The organism is Bradyrhizobium niftali (assembly GCF_004571025.1).
GTDB lineage: Bacteria > Pseudomonadota > Alphaproteobacteria > Rhizobiales > Xanthobacteraceae > Bradyrhizobium > Bradyrhizobium niftali.
The window spans coordinates 691,710-707,579 of sequence record NZ_SPQT01000001.1 but is presented as its reverse complement, the minus strand read 5'-3'; the positions used below and the strand labels follow the sequence as shown (position 1 = coordinate 707,579).

The following is a 15,870-nucleotide window of genomic DNA, read 5'->3' as shown; positions in this document are numbered from 1 at the left end:
AACCTACTGGAAGCGTTCTGAGTAAGGCAGCGTGTACGTACAAGTGGTGGGACACAGCACCGACCTCCAAAAAGGCGCGCGCGCCCCAATCGGAGCCAAGGTGATGGTTGTCGAAAATGTAATGTACTTCGGAGAAGCAAGATTGCCCGGCGAGCAGGTCGCCCCTGCGTCTCCGCATATAACCCGGAGATTGCCGATCGTATGACCGGCGACTGTTGTCTGTAGCCCTGGCCCCCAGGTCACCGTGCCGTCGGGGCCGAGCGGATTATAGTACTGCACATACTGCCCGTAGGAGCGCAATGCCGACCACGCGGAGATGAACTGGAAGCCTGCGGCGGCTACGTCGGCGAGCGGCACAAGCAGGAACGACACCAAGAAAATGTAGACGATCATGCTCTCCAACGCGACGGCGCCGTGTTGATCCACGACGAAAGACCCCTTGGCACGCGCGCGCCTGGCCCGACCGATACCTACCACTTCTGGTCGCCGAGTCCGCGCAGTAGCGACTTGAACCTTGTCCATGATAATTCGGCCACGCATAGTCGTTCACCAAACATAAGGGACTACTCTCCAACGCGATGCCTCGTAGCTGGAATACTCGGGGCAATTGCGCCGAAGCAGGTCTTCTTCGTAAAGAATTCGGCATACCTGGACGCCGATATGCAGGACGAGCAAGACCGCTGTCAGCGGTGTCGGGTTTCTCAGCACTACTCCCAACACCGCGATTTCTTCCGCAAGGTAGAGCGGGTGCTTGATCCACCGGTACGGACCCGTTTGCACCACATTGCGTGCCTGTGGCACCAGACTGAATGACCTGCCAAGGTGTCGGATGGTGATCAGCATCATGATCATGCCGATCAACACGCAAGCGGTGGATGCAAGGTTCGGTAACGCTTGGTCGGTCTTGCCGAAGAAGGCGATCGTCCATGGCATATAGGTGCCGACGAACGCCGCTATTCTTGGGAGGACGCCATCCGCTTGCGCCTTCGCCGGCGACCGCGTCATCGTCAATAGCGCCAGGAGCACGTAGAAGGTACCAAGGCAAACACTCGACAGGAGCGACGGCCACGGTTTATCGGCCGATGATCCAATACTGAAGGCGACGCCAAGCGCCAGCAGCATGAACCACATGCCGCCGAACAGTTGCATCGTGCGGTCGTAAGAGGAGGTTTTCGACAGGGCAACCGTGCTCATGGCTACTTACCGAAGCTGGCGAACGAACGCACGAGGTGCAGAATGGGACTTCCTCCCAAAACGACGAACATGGCTGGAAGCAGGAACAGCACCATCGGAATGGTCAGCTTGGCGCCCAATTTGTGTGCTCTTTCTTCAAGCTTTGTGATGCGTTCTCGCCGGAGGTCGACAGCGATATTCCGCAGCGCCTGGCCCACCGGCGTTCCGTATTGCAGGCTTTGAGCGACCATGGTGCCGAATCGGCGAAGCCCATCCGATGTAGATCCTAGTTTATCGAATGCTTCGCTGCGATTTGGCAGTATCCGGAGATCATCAAGAAGGCAGTGTATGACCCGGGCCATAGGGGGATTGGTCTCGCTCATTTCTTGCGCGACGCGAGCGAGCCCGCTCTCCAGGCCCATTCCCGCTTCGCTGCACACGACCAGCAAATCGATCATATCCGGCGTGCCCACCCGAATGGCAGCATCAAACCGCCGCTTCAGCACCGCCAGTATCAATCGTGGCCCCAAGATTCCGACCATCACGCCCATGAGTGTGAAGACCAGTACATCCGTCAGTGACTTCGCGAAAAGCTGAGCGACACACGCGGCGATGATTGGGCATAGGAACATGGCGACGGCTTTGACGCCGATCCAGGTCGGCAACGCTCGACGATGATTGAAACCTGACGATTGAAGGATCGTTCGTAGTTGATCCAGATTCTCCTCAGCGTAGAAACGGCGATACCGCGTGCCGAGCCATGAAAACAAACCGGTCACGTCTTGGAAGGGTGTTGCCCCGCCAGCGCCGCCCATCACGGCGTTTGCCACCCGTGCGTCCACAGTACGAATGTGTATCTCGCGGATAACCAACAGGCTGGCCGCAGTCCCAGCTGCCAATGCGAGGGCCACCAGACTGAGGCCAAAAGTCATAGTTGTGTTTCCCTTCTGACCATCCAACTGATCACCAAGGCTCCGACAAGCACCGAGGCTACCGCGTAAGCGAGCAGCTTGTTTCCGACCGGATCGGTGAACAAGAGATCAACAGTTTGCGGATTGGCCGCGTAGAGTACCCCGCCTCCAATCAAGGGCGAGATTGTCAGCGCTCGTGAGGAAAAGATCACCTCTCCTGCCAGCGCCTTGGCGCGAGCGGCCAGCGCAACACGCTGCCTCACAGTGTCTCCCAGGTTCTGCAGGGTTTCGGCCAAGCTGCCGCCCGACTTCAACTGGACTGCAAGTGTCACCGCGAACATCGCATACTCTGCCACTTGCGTTCGGCGATAGACACCTTCGACAGCTTCCGCTGGAGGCCTCCCCAGATTCACTTCGTTGCATACGATGGCAAACTGCCCAGCTGTTGGTTGCGGCATTTCGCGCGCCAGCGCGCGGAATGCTTCGTGCACAGGCAAACCCGATCGAACCGTACTCGTCACCAGCTGGATCGCATCCGGCAGCTGTCGAAAAAGCTGGAGGGCGACGCGACGTTGCTGCCATCCAAACAGCCCTCGCATCACGATGATGGCTGCGATTGCAGCGGCAACGCCCCCGTAGAGAATGGAATATCCGAGCTGGCTAATCGCATAGAGGATTGCTGCCGCTGCGAACGCACCGGCAAGCAGCACATAGGTCGGATGCCAAATGTTCGGTATCGCGGGATTGTAATTGACCAGGCGATGGAGGAACAGAGTCTGGGATCCGGTCTCCGTGCGGCGAATGGACAGCAGGTTGGCTGGATGTGAGGCTGGCAGCGCAACCGCCAGCCGGCGATCGATGCGTCTTTCCCGAGCGTCGAGCCACAACGCAACGGCTGCTGCGCACATCGCGAGCGCCAGAACAGTGACGATCACGGACTCCGGCATCATATTTGCCTCATCGCCTCGGCCCAAGCTCCATCCAGCCCGTAATAGACAAGACGGCTTTTGAATTTCGGGGTCGCAAGGTTGCACCTGTAGGTGCCCGATAACCGCCCATGCACATCCTCGTCCTGGTACTCGAAGGCTGCGATGTCATTGGTGGTGATCACGTCCCCCTCCAGCCCGATTACCTCGCTGATCTGAACGATACGGCGCTGTCCGTCCCGCATGCGTTCGACCTGCACAATGAGATCCAGCGCTGCCACGATCTGAGTTCGAATGGCGCGCGACGGTAGATTAACCTGCCCCATCTGCACCATGTTTTCGATACGGGTCAGGGCATCGCGGGTGCTGTTGGCATGCACCGTGGAGATCGAACCATCATGGCCGGTGTTCATCGCCTGCAGCATGTCAAACGCTTCAGCGCCGCGCACCTCGCCCACGACGATCCGGTCAGGACGCATGCGTAGCGCATTCCACAAGAGATCGCGCTGTGTCACCTGCCCTGTGCCTTCGAGACTGGGAGGCCGGGTCTCCAGGCTGACCACGTGCGGCTGCTGAAGCTGCAATTCTGCCGCATCCTCGATCGTGACAATGCGCTCGGTGTGATCGATGTACTGGCTCATCGCATTCAAGAGCGTCGTCTTACCGGAACCGGTGCCGCCGGAGACCAGAACGTTGAGCCGAGAGCGGGCGGCAACCTCCAGCAATTGTCCGATGGCCGCGGTCATTGAGCCGTTTTCGATCAATCCGGCCATGTCCAAACGAAGGCTTGGAAATTTTCGGATGGAGATGCACGGACTATGAATCGCCAGCGGCGGGAGGATGATGTTGACGCGGCTGCCATCCAGCAGGCGACAGTCCACCATCGGGCTGGATTCGTCGACGCGCCGACCAACCTGCGCGGCAATCTTCTGAGCGACGGAGGCGATGTGATCATTGTCGCGGAATCGCACCGCAATTCGTTCCAGCCTGCCGCTTCGCTCCACGTAGACGTTGCTCGGACCGTTCACCATGATATCGTTGATCGATTGATCGAGCAGGAGCGGACGCAGCGGCCCGTAGCCGGTCATGTCGTCCGCAATCTCGTCCGCTAGCTGAATCTGCTCGCGACCCGACAGTTCAAGTCGTTCCTCGTTGGCGATTCCATGGATGATTTCCTCGATCTGCCGCCGAAGGACATCCCGCGAAACCGTTGCGGCAACCGACGGATCAATCTGCTCGATGACTCGCTCGCGGAGCGAGGCCGGCATCAGGGGCCGCTGAGGCGAAGGCGCGTGCCTGGGCGCAGATGAAGGCAAGCTCGGCGTCGACGCAGGCAATGGCGTCACTGCCGGCAAGGGAGCTGGCGTATCGTCGTCGCGCCTACCAAAGGTCTTCATAGTCCCAGCAGCCTCCTCAGCCGTCCCTTCTGCTCGGCGCCGAGCCCTGTGATCTCCCGTACAATCGGGGCAAGGTGACGCCGCAGTGCCGATACGTGCTTGAGCGCTGGAATTCCGAGATTGACCGCCTGAGTCATCCCCTTCCCGAGATCGGGTACCACCATGTCTGGTTCTGCCCCCAAGGCCTTGACAATCGCGGCCCTGGGGAGGCCGCCCGGGCGATCGGCGCGGTTCAGGAGAGTAAAGACCCGATCCTTGCCGGCGATGTTGGTGACAGCGGTACGCAGCGCATGAGCATTGCGAAGTCCAGTCACCTCGGCTTCCAGCAGCACCAGCACGTGACGAGAAAGAGTGATCACCGGATGGATGGACGGCGGAAATGGGACCGGTACATCGACAACGATGTAATTGAAACGTTGGCGGAGCAGACCGAGCACGTGTCTCACGCCCGCTTCAGTGATGTCGAGCTGCGCATCCAACTCCTCATCGGCGGAAATCAGGCAAACCCGCTCGTTGACCTCAATTGCCGCGCGCTCGAGGAACAGCGTGTCCGCCCGCATCGGGTTCTCCAAGGCGATACGGAGCCCTGGCCCAGGTCGAACACCCAACATCACGGCTGTTTCGCCGGCTTGCAGGTGAAGGTCGAGCAGCGCGACCTTGGCCTTGGTGGTCTCGGCCAGCTGCAGGGCGAGGTTGATGGCGATACTCGTCGCTCCGGCGCCGCCCTGCGCCCCGCAGATCGAGATCACATGCCCGCCGCGGTCGGGCTGACTGTGGGCCACATCGCCAAGCAGCTTCGGGCGCAGCTGGTCCAGCACCATGTCCCGCGTGATCGGCTTCGGCAGATACTCGGTCAGGCCAAGATCCATAAGCTCGCGGTAGAACGTAATCTCCCTGCTCTCGCCGACCAGAGCAACCCGGACATCGGGCGGGCAGACGCCGGCCAACCGTCCCAGCTCAGCAAATGGGTCTTCGATGCCGCTGATGTCCGTCACCAACGCGGATATATCGGTGTCGGTTTCGAGCATCCGTATGGCGTTACGGATCGTGCCACGCTTGATCGATATGTTGCTACCTTCGAGGCCCTTGCGCAGAGCCGCGGCACTAAGCTCGTCATTTACAAAACAGACGATCCGGTTGCGGGCTACAACAGATGTAGCTTCTTCAGGTGAACTGACGACTGCAATATTAACGCTCATCAACGTTTCTCCAGCAACTTGCCTGCCTGAACCACCATCGTCGCACCCCGGCGGGAAACTTCCGACCCATCGCAGTTGACCATTGAGTCCCCGTCGCCTGAGTCTTTCCTGACTGAGTATTGCTTGACCTGACCGCCAGCATGAACGACTACCGCTGCAGTCCGGCCGGTAACTGCATTCTGGCGAGCAATTTCCGGCGACACATCGCAGCTGGACATGGAGCCAGTGTCCGCCGTATCCCACTGCTCGACTGCTGCCCGTACGGCCAGCGAGATCGTTCCGATCTGCTTTGCGACTGTGATCTTCTTGACCTGGTCTGGCGCAAGCTCCAACGACACGGTTTGCGCTTGCTTGCCGGCCAAAGAGCTAACGGTTCGCCCGCCTTGCACAATCTCCTGATCAATCGCGATGACTCGAACGTTGCCCAGAACGACTTCGCTCAGGGCCCGACGCGCGGGATCTGCCTTCTCGAATACTTGGGTCAACAAGACATCGACATGATCACCGGGCCTGATCAGCCCCGAGACGCCAGACTCCTCGTCAACCTTGATGCTGATTGCACGGCTATCCGGTGCCAAGACGCTGGCCAGGAAGCCGCGATCTCGCGGCCGCAACACGTCCTGCAATGTAATTGGACTGCCAGCCTCGACGAACTTGCGAACCAGAGAGCCGGTAAGTCCGGCCTTCGCGTCGGGCGTTTCGAGAATCGCCCCCGCTGGAAGACGCTCAGGCGGCGCCGAGCGTACTGCGAAATCTTCATCGCGGGCCAATGTACCTCTCGATAGCGGACGTGCTGCAACAAAGTACCCGACAGTCGAAGGAGGCGCCGGCCCCTGCTCCGTGACCGCTACCGGAACCTGTTTCGGCAGGTTCATGTTGTAGGCAATAAGCCCGAACGCGGCGGTTGCGAGCAGCAGAACTGTGATGATCGAGAGACGCAAGGCGGATGACATGTCAAAGTCCTCGACTGAAAATGGTCCAAATGCCACCGCATGCTATGGCCACCCCGTAAGGCAGCGGTGCGTGTCGCAAATGTCGCCACCGTTCGACCGCGTAGACGCGGCGCACGAGCGACGAGCCGGCGGGCGCCAGCCTGGGATATGGCAGGAGGCGCATCAGCAGATGCACCAGGGCGAGAATGCCGCCAGCCAACGCGGTAACGGTCAGCAGCTGAATCACGCCCGTCAGCGGAAAGCCGATCGCCAACGCAGTCAGCAACTTGACGTCGCCGCCGCCAATTCCACCGCGCGTGTATAGGACAAACAGCAGCAGGAAGAGGATCGCGGCCGTTATCAGCGACCCGGCAATCTGCATCGAGTTGGGCAATTGAGTGGCGATCCCGAGAAGTGCCAGCGCCAGACAAATTTCGTTTCGGATCAAGCGCGTCGCGACATCGATCGTTGCGACATAGAGCAACAACAGGATTTGCAGGAGCGAGGCCGTGGGAGCAATCCAATTCATCAAACGCACGCCAAAAAAAAGCGGAAGGCAACTTTGTGGGGGGCACTCTTGCAGGAGGGGGGGCAGCCTGGATTGCCCCCCTCTGGCGTCAAGATGGCTGTATCAGCCAGCGATGGCTGTAGCGAAAGCGGTGGTGATAGCGGTGATCCCGGTCGTCAGCGCCGCGCCGATCTGACCACCAGCACCGCCACCGAACACAGCACCCACTGCGCCAACGATACAAACCGCGACGATGATGTACTCGAACGACACCACGCCGTCCTGGTCCGTGCGCAAACGCTTCAACGCTTCTTTAGCCTCAATATAATACGTCAACATAGGAGGATCCCTTCCTTGGAGATGACAGACATCGGAACGTTCGTTGGCGAAAAACCCCTAGCGCCAACTGGATTCATTTATAATGTCTGCTCCGAAGGTTTCGCTTGCTCCATAGAGTGGTGATGCGGAGCAAAAGGGGTACTCCTCCCTCAATTAACCATTTCGCTCAATGGCCTGCGTTCGGTCGACGCGCGACAGCGCGGTGGCGCTTCCCAAGCGCTCAGCGATCATGGCCCTGACGATGCACAGCGTTGTCGACCCCAGAGAAACGCGCCGAGGAGTTGAACGCAATCGAGGACTGAGGGCTGTAATCAGCCGCCAATGTTGGTGCGCTCTATTCTATCGATCGGCCGAATCCGGCGATTCCCGACCTTGGATCGCGGACAGCACCAAGATGACCAATCGCCGGCACTTCACATGAAGCACGGACAACTACTAGCGTACACATTGGCGGACGTAATAGCCGTTGACCCGTATCCACTGGCAGGGGCTCGGCGGAGGCTCCTTGATGATGGTGTAGCCGTGGTAATCAATGTCGGTTGGTGCGGTCAGGCCACGCCAAAACACCGCATTCGCGCTGGAGCAGCTCAGGGTCATCGCTGCCGAGAAACAGGCCAGGGCGACACAGAATGAAAAGAGTGTTCGCATCAGCGTCTTCCGGTTTGGAATTGCTTGCCGTAGCGCGCTTATCCTGACTGGTCCCAGAGAGGCTCGCAAGTCCGATCGCGCCATCACCGGCAGCAGAACTTCCGTGCTGGTTCGGGGTCCAGATAACCCCCTGTCACACCGCAAGCTTCACCTCGTGTGCGATGGTCGAACCGAGCCAGAGCCCATGGGTGCGTGGCCCCATGATCGGCACATTGCCCTCGTGCAATTGGCGGCACAAGAATGTCCATGTCCGCGAATGGCTGACGGAGTTGGTATCGGGAAACCGACGAGCCTCCTGGGACGACGGAGTTGCGCCCGTCGATAACGAGCTCAGTATTCGACAGATCGGCAAGCCGGTGGCAATTGAAGTATTTGCGGCCGATCGGCACCCTGCTGCTCGCAAAGCGCGGCGACGGCTGGACGAGATAGGGATCGGGTGCGATCGGCTCGCGGGATTCCAGCAGCACCTCGAACTGCCCGTTCGCAGCCGAGCGGCCGATCCGTGGCGTGAGCCAGGCGCGAAAGGTCTGCCGGTCGATACAAGACGACTCGGCGTCTGCCGACGAGACCGGTCCATCCGGAAAAGATTGCGCGTAGGCATGGATGAAGGCGGCATTCTCCGGCGAATTCAGCGACGAGAAATAGACGCTCGACGACAGATGCCCGTCGATAGCGTCGGGTCCGAGCCGCGACAAGTCGCGCACTGTCATCGGCTACTTGGCCGCATCCGCGCGCGGAGCGGAGAAGCCGCTGGTGCGGCGGCGGGCATCACCGCAGGACGGCGAGCAATCTCATTCCCGATCGCGTGCTGGCATATGATCGTCTGGGCCCATCCAGTCGACCGATTTCAGCGTCTGCCTCTCGGGCGAGAACATGAGTATCCATCTTGCGCGCAGCCGGGCGAAAACCCCGGGATTGGGCGACCATCAACTCCGAGTTTGCAATTCAGATCTCTGCTGCGGCGCACGGCCGGAAAGTTCGGAACCGTCAAGCTCGAGCAGCGCGCTGATAGCTTGCTCCTATTCGCGTTCCTGCCCATTTGACCCTCGTGGAGTCCTTGGATAGGTTGCGCTCAACCTACGAAATCAACTCAAGCGAGCCACGACCAAGGTGAGCGCACTCGTCTCTGCGACCAGCAAGGCTGCCGATCCCGCATCGTCAATCGGCTCCAGCTTTCGACGCTTTACCGTCGGATTCATTGGATTTGTAGCGATACCTCCGCTCGCCCTCTCCGCGCTCATCGTATTGGTTGATCCCTACTACGTGTTCGGAACCCCTGACATTCCGGGGATCAATGTCGTGCGGCCGCGCTACGAAAATCACGATCCCGCCGTGAAGCCGTATCAGGTGCGGCGGATCAAGCCCGACGCGGTCATATTGGGCAGTTCCCGCGCCGAGGTCGCGCTCGATCCGCGGCATCCCGGATGGAACGGCAAGAATGTCTTCAACTTCGGCCTGCCTTCGGCCACCAGCTATGAGGTCATGCTGGCGTTTCTCCGTGCGCAATCAGTTGCACCGCTCAAGCAAGCCGTGATCGGCCTGGATTTCTTCGGCTTCAACATCTTCTTTCCCCGCGACCAGACATATCTGGAGGGTCGATTCTCCGGCGACGGGGTTCGGGCCTTCGCCGATTTTCTGACGGGAGAGCTTGCAAAGCGCCGGCCCCACGGCGCGGGCAAACCTCCTGCCTCCGTTGTGGCGCCTGCGCCCGGGGAAGTGGCTCGCACGCAGGCTCAGCCCGCGCTACCGACGGAAGCCGACACGGACCCTGCTTGCAAAGACGCGGACCGTGAGAAATGCACCCAAGCCGGGTTAGCGGAGGGCAGTCCCCCCACCGACTGGAACGAAGCGCTCTACCTTCGACTCTATCCGGATGTCGCCGCCGAAGTTCGGCGAGGCACCTTCGTCAGTGGCTATCACCACTATCTTGCCGCCGGGCGCACCGAAGGTCGGCAGAACGGAGCGGCGCCACCTCACTGGAATGAGGCGCAGTATCTTCGAATCTATCCTGACGTCGCCGCCGCAGTTCAGCGGGGCACCTTTGTCAGCGGCTATCACCACTATCTTGCCGCCGGGCGCGCCGAAGGCCGGCAGGACGGCACGCCCCCGCCCGGCTGGCGCGAAGAGCTCTATCTGCGCGTCAATCCCGACGTGAAAAACGAGATTGCCCGCGGCACCTTCATCAGCGGCTATCACCACTATCTCGCCGCCGGCAAGGTGGAAGGTCGCGAGGGCGGCTTCACACCGGAGGGTTGGAGCGACACGAGATATCTGCAAGTCAACCGCGACGTCGAATATCAGATCTCGCAAGGTCTTTTTCTGAACGGTTATCACCATTATCTCGCGGCCGGACGTGCCGAAAAGCGAATGGGCGGATTCCTCCCCGACGGCTGGAACGAAGCCAACTATCTGTCCAGGAACCCCGATGCACGCATCCGATTGGCGCTCGGCGAATACGGCGACGGCTATTCGCACTACGCCGCAGTCGGCCAAAAGCAAGAATTGACGGGCGGATTCCCGCACGCCGATCTTTCGGACGCGCTACTGTCGCGTTGGCCGACGCTCGGAAGAGCATCGTTTCAGATTGGAGAGCTATTCCGCCTGATTTTTTCGACAACGGCCGTGCGCGACGCACTCGCAACACTTCACGGGCAATCGGAGCCCGTATCGTTCGACAACCGTGGCATGCGTATTTGGGATTGGCAGGACAGCAACATTCGCAAGAACGGAGGAAACGGCCAGGTTTTCCGCGATAACGTTCTGAGCTGGCGGTGGTACGTTTGGCTCATGCCGCCGCGGTATATGTATTGCTTCAACAACCCCGACTGCTCTACTCCGCCTTCACGTACTACACCGGCTTCAAGGTCAATTCGGGCGAATACAAGCTGATGGGGCTTGCTCCCTATGGCGAGCCGAAATACGCGCAGCTCATCCTCGATTCACTGATCGATCTGAAGGCGGACGGCTCGTTTCGCCTCGACATGTCGTATTTCGATTATTGCACCGGGCTGACGATGACCAATGACCGGTTCGCCAAACTGTTTGGGCAGCCGGTGCGTTCGCCGAACGAACTGCTCACGCCGTTCCACATGGATATCGCAGCCTCCATCCAGGCAGTCCTGGAGGAGGCGGTACTTCGCTTGACCCGCAGCCTTGCGCTTCAGACCGGCGCACGCAATCTGTGTCTTGCCGGCGGCGTTGCGCTCAATTGCGTCGCCAACGGCAAGGTGTTGCATGACGGCAGATTCGATTCGATCTGGATTCAGCCGGCCGCCGGTGACGCCGGCGGTGCAGTTGGAGCTGCACTCGCTGCCTACCATCAGTTCAGACAACAACCGCGCCATATCGCGGCCGGCGACGGCATGTCCGGCGCTTTTCTGGGACCCGAATTCTCGCAAGAGGTGATCGAGCAGCGGCTGCGCGCCGCCGGCGGCCGCTTCGATGCACTCAGCGAAGATGCAATGATCGAGACGACGGCGGCGGCCCTGGCCGACCAGCTCGCGGTCGGCTGGTTTCAGGGCAGGATGGAATTCGGCCCGCGCTCGCTCGGCGCACGCTCGATCCTGGGCGATCCGCGGTCGCCCTCGATGCAGAAGAACCTCAATCTCAAGGTGAAGTTTCGAGAGAGCTTCCGGCCGTTTGCGCCGGCGGTCACGCGCGAGGACGTTGCGGATTGGTTCGAGCTCGACGGCGACAGTCCGTACATGCTCCTGGTTGCCGGCGTCAGGGGTGACCGGCGTCACATGATGAGCGCGGACGAGCAAGCATTGTTCGGCATCGACAAGCTCAACGTGGTGCGCTCGACGATCCCCGCCGTGACGCATGTCGACTATTCCGCCCGAATCCAAACGGTGAGCGCCGACACCAATTTGCGCTTCCATCGCTTACTGTCTCGTTTCAAGGCGCTCACCGGTTGCCCGGTGCTGGTCAACACCAGCTTCAACGTTCGCGGCGAACCGATCGTCTGCACACCAGAGGATGCCTTCCGCTGTTTCATGGGTAACGAGCTCGACATGCTGGTGGTCGGCAACTGCATCCTGAGAAAAGAACAGCAGGATCCAGCGCTCAAGCGCGACTACAGTGCAGCCTTCACGCCTGACTGACCTTCCGGCATGGCATGGTGGCTCGGATTGCCACGCCTCGGCGAAGCCCTAGGACTCACCAGCCGCCGACCCATTCCTCCCTGCCCCGCTTTTCGTCCAACGCATCAGGGGCTCCAGCCATGGCCTCCTGGCCATGCGCTCCGTTATGACCTGTGCCCACACATCCATTGCGCCCATCAGTGACCCTTCCCCACCGGGTTATGTGCGCCCCTCCACAGCCGAAGCATCAACACGATGTGGGTTTCAGGCGCTTCCGAAAGAAGGCGAGAATCTCGTCCCGGGCAGCGAGCGTTGGCTGCCCCACCTCATCGACAAGATGAACCGTTACGACACTGTGGGGCGTCTTCACGAACTGCTCGAAGAACGGCGGCTTGGGTCCGGTATTCGCGGCAGTGTCGGGCAAGACGCGACCAATGAAGCGATCGCCGAGCGCGGCCTGGTAGGCCGCAAACCGTTCGGCGCGGCAGAATGAATCGCCCGCAAACCGGTAGGCAAGGACAGTCAGATCTTCTCGTTCCAGCCGCGAACGGACTTGTGCCAGTTCCTCGGCGGAGCTCTCGATGCCTCCGGGATCGTCCAACGGGAGCGACGGCTGGGAGACGACAGGAGCCAGCAGCACCGGCTCCAGCATCATGTTCAGCGCGAAGTTGCCGGTAAAGCACATGCCGATAGCGCCGACACCCGGCCCGCCGCTCTCGTCATGGGCCAGCCTGGCGAGCGCCCGCAACCAGTTGGACACGGGGCTCGATGATCCGCCGCCAAGTGCGCGGAATTCCGCACTGACGCACGCGCGCCGAAAGACGCCGACAGCGGTCTCGGCGTCCGGAACATCGCCGTCCTTTCCAAACAGCGAAGGCATGTAGACCCGGAAGCCGGCATCGCGAACCCAGCGAGCGAAACGCGCGACGTGAGGGCTGATACCCGGCATCTCGGTCATGACGATGACGGCCGGTCCCCCGCCCGCCATGTAGACCGGTTTTGTCGCCCCCTCCAACGTGAGGACCCGCTGGTCGAAATCCGATAGATCGTCAGGCTTCAGCAGCGCATCGCTCATGTTGTCCTCCGGAAAAGGTTGCACAGACGGTATTTCCCGGGCATTTATTCCGACAAGTGTCAAAACTGACATTAATCGGGTCTATTTTGCCATGCTGCTCGTTGACATTCTCGTCCTGGAAGGCGCCTCTGCGGCCAGCGTCGCCATCACCTTCGAATTGATCGCAGTAGCCAACGGCATTCGTGCAAGGGCCGGACGACCGTCCTGCTTCGACGTCAGAATTTCCGGTTCCGGGGCGAGATGGGCCACGAGGCTCGCAAGGCTTTCCTCGAAGGAAGTCGCCAGCAGACCCGCGGATGTGGTGATCGTCCCCGGCCTGGCCTGGATGGATGAGCAACTCATTCGCGAAGGATTGCAGCGGCGGGACGCCGAAACGGCGAGGAAGGCTCTGCAGGCGGCCTTTCGATCCGGAGCCGAAATTGCCAGCTCCTGTTCGGCCGTATTTCTGGTCGCGAGCGCCGGGCTGCTGGATGCCCGCCGTGCAACCACGACCTGGTGGCTCGCGCCGCTCTTTCGGAATCTATTTCCGAAAGTGATGCTCGACACGGACGCGATGGTGCTGACCGACGGGAGCGTAACGACCGCCGGCGCGGCAATGGCTCAACTGGACCTCATGCTCTCGATCATTGCGCGCCATGCCGGACCCGACCTCGCGGACAGCTGCGCACGGTTTCTGTTGCTGGACCGGCGGCCGTCGCAGTCCCGCTACATGGCGCTATCCTTTCTTGCCGCCGCGGACGAACGGGTTTCTCGCGCCGAGCGCTGGGCACGAGCGCGACTGCATCGGACCTTTTCAATTTCCGAGCTCGCGAAGGCCGTGGGACTGGGTGCACGCACGTTTGCGCGCCGATGTGAGCGCGCCACCGGGCTTTCGCCGGTGAGATTTGTCCAGAAGTTGCGCATCGACAAGGCGATGGAGCTTCTGGAGACAACGCGGCTCAGCCTCGACGAGATCGCGGAGAGGGTTGGGTATGCCGACCCCTCCATGCTTCGCAAGCTGCTGCATCGGGAGAGGACGCCCGGTGCGCGGGCCTCCCGTGCCGGCCGCAAGCGAGAGAAGAGCGCCGCGTCCTCCAGAACGTCTGCGAAAAGGCCACCTGCACCGCACCGGAGACCACCGGTCGGCGCTGGCAGGAAGGGATCGAAGACAGCTTGAACGATCCTTCACCGTCCGCATCCCAACGGCGGGGTCTCTCAGGGCGCGACCAGTTTCTTGCGAATGGCATAGCGGACCAGTTCGGCCGTCGACGACATCCCGAGCTTGCGCATGGCCGACGCACGATGGGTCTCGACGGTCTTCACGCTCAGCTTCAAAATGGTGCTCATGGATCTGTTGGTATGCCCTTCCGCAATCAATTGGACCACGCTCTGCTCACGCGACGTTAGCAGCATGTCCGACTTGCCATGCTTGTTGAGCTGGTAGTCGTGGAGCAGCTTCTCCACCAGGGCGCTGGTGAAGTAGGGCCTGCCGTCGAGCAACGCCTCGATGGCGGAAATCAGGTGCTTCTTGGCATCCGACTTGAACAAGAAGCCGCGAACTCCGGCCAGAACGGCTTCAGTCAGCAGTTCCTCGTCCTCGTGCATCGTCAGGATCAGCACTTCCGTGCGCAGATCAAGTGCCCTGAGCCGGCGGCTGACCTCCAGCCCGTTCATGAGTGGCATCGAATAGTCGACGATTACGATGTCCGAGCTCGTCTCCACGGCCAGACCGACGGCTTGCTCACCGTTGGTCGCCTCGCCGGCGACGATCCAGTTGGACTGCGTTTCGACAATCGCGCGAAGCCCTGAACGTACGACTGCATGATCATCCGCAATCAAGATGCGTTTCATGGCGTCGTTCTCGTTTTCCGGCCGCAATCAATGGAGACGGCCGGCAGCCGCAAGGTCGAACGATCATGCCGATCATGGCTCGAAGCGCCATCCTGCAAAACCCTGAGCTGCGTCGGCGAATGTACCGACGTGGCCGCCTTCAAGGAGATCCCGCGGACCGACGCGCTGTCATGCCTCAACCAGCTGCGCGCGAACGGCATACCGGACCAGACCTGCGGTTGAGTTCACCTCCAGTTTGCGCATCGCAGCCGCCCGATGTGCCTCGGTTGTCTTGACGCTGAGGTTCAAGATCGCGCTGATGCCCTTGTTGCTGTAGCCTTCAGCTACCAGCTTGACGACGAGCTGCTCGCGTGGCGTAAGCCCGCGACGCCGATCTACTTCGCTGCCCGCGCCGTGATCCAGTTCGTTCCGACAGCTTTCGCTGCAGAACCGCTTATGCACCAAAAGTGCGTCGACGGCCGCCAGCAGCATTCTGTTCGCGTCCGATTTCGCCAGAAACGCGCGTGCGCCGGCCTCGAACGCCTGCTGCGCAAGCAGACCGGACTTGTGCACCGTGAAGATCAAGACCTCCGTCTGCAACGGATAGTCCCTGATCCGCCGCGCAACCTCCACTCCCGTCATTCGCGGCATGGAGAAGTCGACGATAGCCACATGCGGCCGGCTTTCGATAGCCGCGGTCAGCGCCTTGCTGCCGTCGTTCGCCTCGGCAACCACCTCCCAATCCGCCCGCTGTTCGAGCACCGCTCGCAAGCCCAATCGCACCGCTTCGTGATCATCCGCGATAAGAAAGCGTTTCATGGCAGAGCACTCCAATGTCGCTATACGGCAGCCATTCCACCCGCCACCGATA

Annotated in this window: 14 protein-coding genes and 2 pseudogenes; 3 read left to right on the top strand and 13 right to left on the bottom strand. The window is 60.7% G+C overall.

Annotated elements, in window-relative coordinates:
- Window positions 1–3: 3 nt before the first annotated feature.
- The 10 genes and pseudogenes from E4K65_RS03165 to E4K65_RS49940 all read right to left on the bottom strand — a co-directional run.
- Window positions 4–393 (bottom strand): hypothetical protein, encoded by a 390-nt coding sequence (locus tag E4K65_RS03165; RefSeq protein WP_135172866.1) that lies wholly within the window; start codon window positions 391–393, stop codon window positions 4–6.
- 153 nt (window positions 394–546) lie between these two features.
- Window positions 547–1,194, bottom strand: coding sequence for a methyltransferase family protein (locus E4K65_RS03160; RefSeq protein WP_135172865.1), 648 nt, complete (start codon window positions 1,192–1,194; stop codon window positions 547–549).
- A 2-nt stretch (window positions 1,195–1,196) separates the two neighbouring features.
- Window positions 1,197–2,105 (bottom strand): type II secretion system F family protein, encoded by a 909-nt coding sequence (locus E4K65_RS03155; RefSeq protein ID WP_135172864.1) that lies wholly within the window; start codon window positions 2,103–2,105, stop codon window positions 1,197–1,199.
- Window positions 2,102–3,034: a type II secretion system F family protein gene (locus E4K65_RS03150; protein ID WP_167770480.1), complete on the bottom strand. Its 933-nt coding sequence runs from the start codon at window positions 3,032–3,034 to the stop codon at window positions 2,102–2,104. Before E4K65_RS03150 ends, E4K65_RS03155 begins: the two co-directional genes overlap by 4 nt.
- On the bottom strand, window positions 3,031–4,407 hold the full coding sequence (locus E4K65_RS03145; RefSeq protein ID WP_135172862.1) for a TadA family conjugal transfer-associated ATPase: 1,377 nt from the start codon (window positions 4,405–4,407) through the stop codon (window positions 3,031–3,033). Before E4K65_RS03145 ends, E4K65_RS03150 begins: the two co-directional genes overlap by 4 nt.
- The gene (locus tag E4K65_RS03140; protein WP_135172861.1) at window positions 4,404–5,606 is read right to left on the bottom strand and encodes a CpaE/TadZ family protein; all 1,203 of its coding nucleotides are present in this window, start codon (window positions 5,604–5,606) and stop codon (window positions 4,404–4,406) included. Before E4K65_RS03140 ends, E4K65_RS03145 begins: the two co-directional genes overlap by 4 nt.
- Window positions 5,606–6,559, bottom strand: a complete 954-nt coding sequence (gene cpaB / locus E4K65_RS03135) for a Flp pilus assembly protein CpaB (protein ID WP_025576373.1) — start codon at window positions 6,557–6,559, stop codon at window positions 5,606–5,608. Before cpaB ends, E4K65_RS03140 begins: the two co-directional genes overlap by 1 nt.
- A 1-nt stretch (window position 6,560) precedes the next feature.
- Window positions 6,561–7,067: an A24 family peptidase gene (locus tag E4K65_RS03130; protein WP_167770479.1), complete on the bottom strand. Its 507-nt coding sequence runs from the start codon at window positions 7,065–7,067 to the stop codon at window positions 6,561–6,563.
- A 102-nt stretch (window positions 7,068–7,169) separates the two neighbouring features.
- The gene (locus tag E4K65_RS03125) at window positions 7,170–7,385 is read right to left on the bottom strand and encodes a hypothetical protein (RefSeq protein WP_025576376.1); all 216 of its coding nucleotides are present in this window, start codon (window positions 7,383–7,385) and stop codon (window positions 7,170–7,172) included.
- A gap of 1,031 nt (window positions 7,386–8,416) precedes the next feature.
- Window positions 8,417–8,731 (bottom strand): annotated as a pseudogene (locus E4K65_RS49940) (transporter substrate-binding protein); the annotation flags it as partial.
- A 412-nt stretch (window positions 8,732–9,143) separates the two neighbouring features.
- Between E4K65_RS49940 and E4K65_RS03110 the strand changes: the two are divergent.
- Together E4K65_RS03110 and E4K65_RS03105 are read left to right on the top strand one after the other, a co-directional pair.
- Window positions 9,144–10,922, top strand: a complete 1,779-nt coding sequence (locus tag E4K65_RS03110; protein ID WP_135172857.1) for a hypothetical protein — start codon at window positions 9,144–9,146, stop codon at window positions 10,920–10,922.
- Window positions 10,859–12,136, top strand: a pseudogene (locus E4K65_RS03105) (carbamoyltransferase family protein); the annotation flags it as partial. The gene E4K65_RS03110 and the pseudogene E4K65_RS03105, both read left to right, overlap by 64 nt.
- A gap of 226 nt (window positions 12,137–12,362) precedes the next feature.
- On the opposite strand, the gene E4K65_RS03095 reads toward E4K65_RS03105, so the two are convergent.
- Window positions 12,363–13,190, bottom strand: coding sequence for a dienelactone hydrolase family protein (locus E4K65_RS03095; protein WP_135172856.1), 828 nt, complete (start codon window positions 13,188–13,190; stop codon window positions 12,363–12,365).
- Window positions 13,191–13,281: 91 nt separating this feature from the next.
- Here E4K65_RS03095 and E4K65_RS03090 point away from each other — a divergent pair, with 91 nt between their 5' ends.
- Complete coding sequence (locus E4K65_RS03090) at window positions 13,282–14,346, top strand: GlxA family transcriptional regulator (RefSeq protein ID WP_209312023.1); 1,065 nt, start codon at window positions 13,282–13,284, stop codon at window positions 14,344–14,346.
- 38 nt (window positions 14,347–14,384) lie between these two features.
- Here E4K65_RS03090 and E4K65_RS03085 read toward each other — a convergent pair whose 3' ends face one another.
- Together E4K65_RS03085 and E4K65_RS03080 are read right to left on the bottom strand one after the other, a co-directional pair.
- Window positions 14,385–15,020 carry a response regulator gene (locus tag E4K65_RS03085; RefSeq protein ID WP_135172854.1) on the bottom strand — a complete coding sequence of 212 codons (636 nt, stop codon included), beginning with the start codon at window positions 15,018–15,020 and terminating at the stop codon, window positions 14,385–14,387.
- A gap of 168 nt (window positions 15,021–15,188) precedes the next feature.
- On the bottom strand, window positions 15,189–15,818 hold the full coding sequence (locus E4K65_RS03080; RefSeq protein WP_167770478.1) for a response regulator: 630 nt from the start codon (window positions 15,816–15,818) through the stop codon (window positions 15,189–15,191).
- Window positions 15,819–15,870 lie beyond the last annotated feature (52 nt).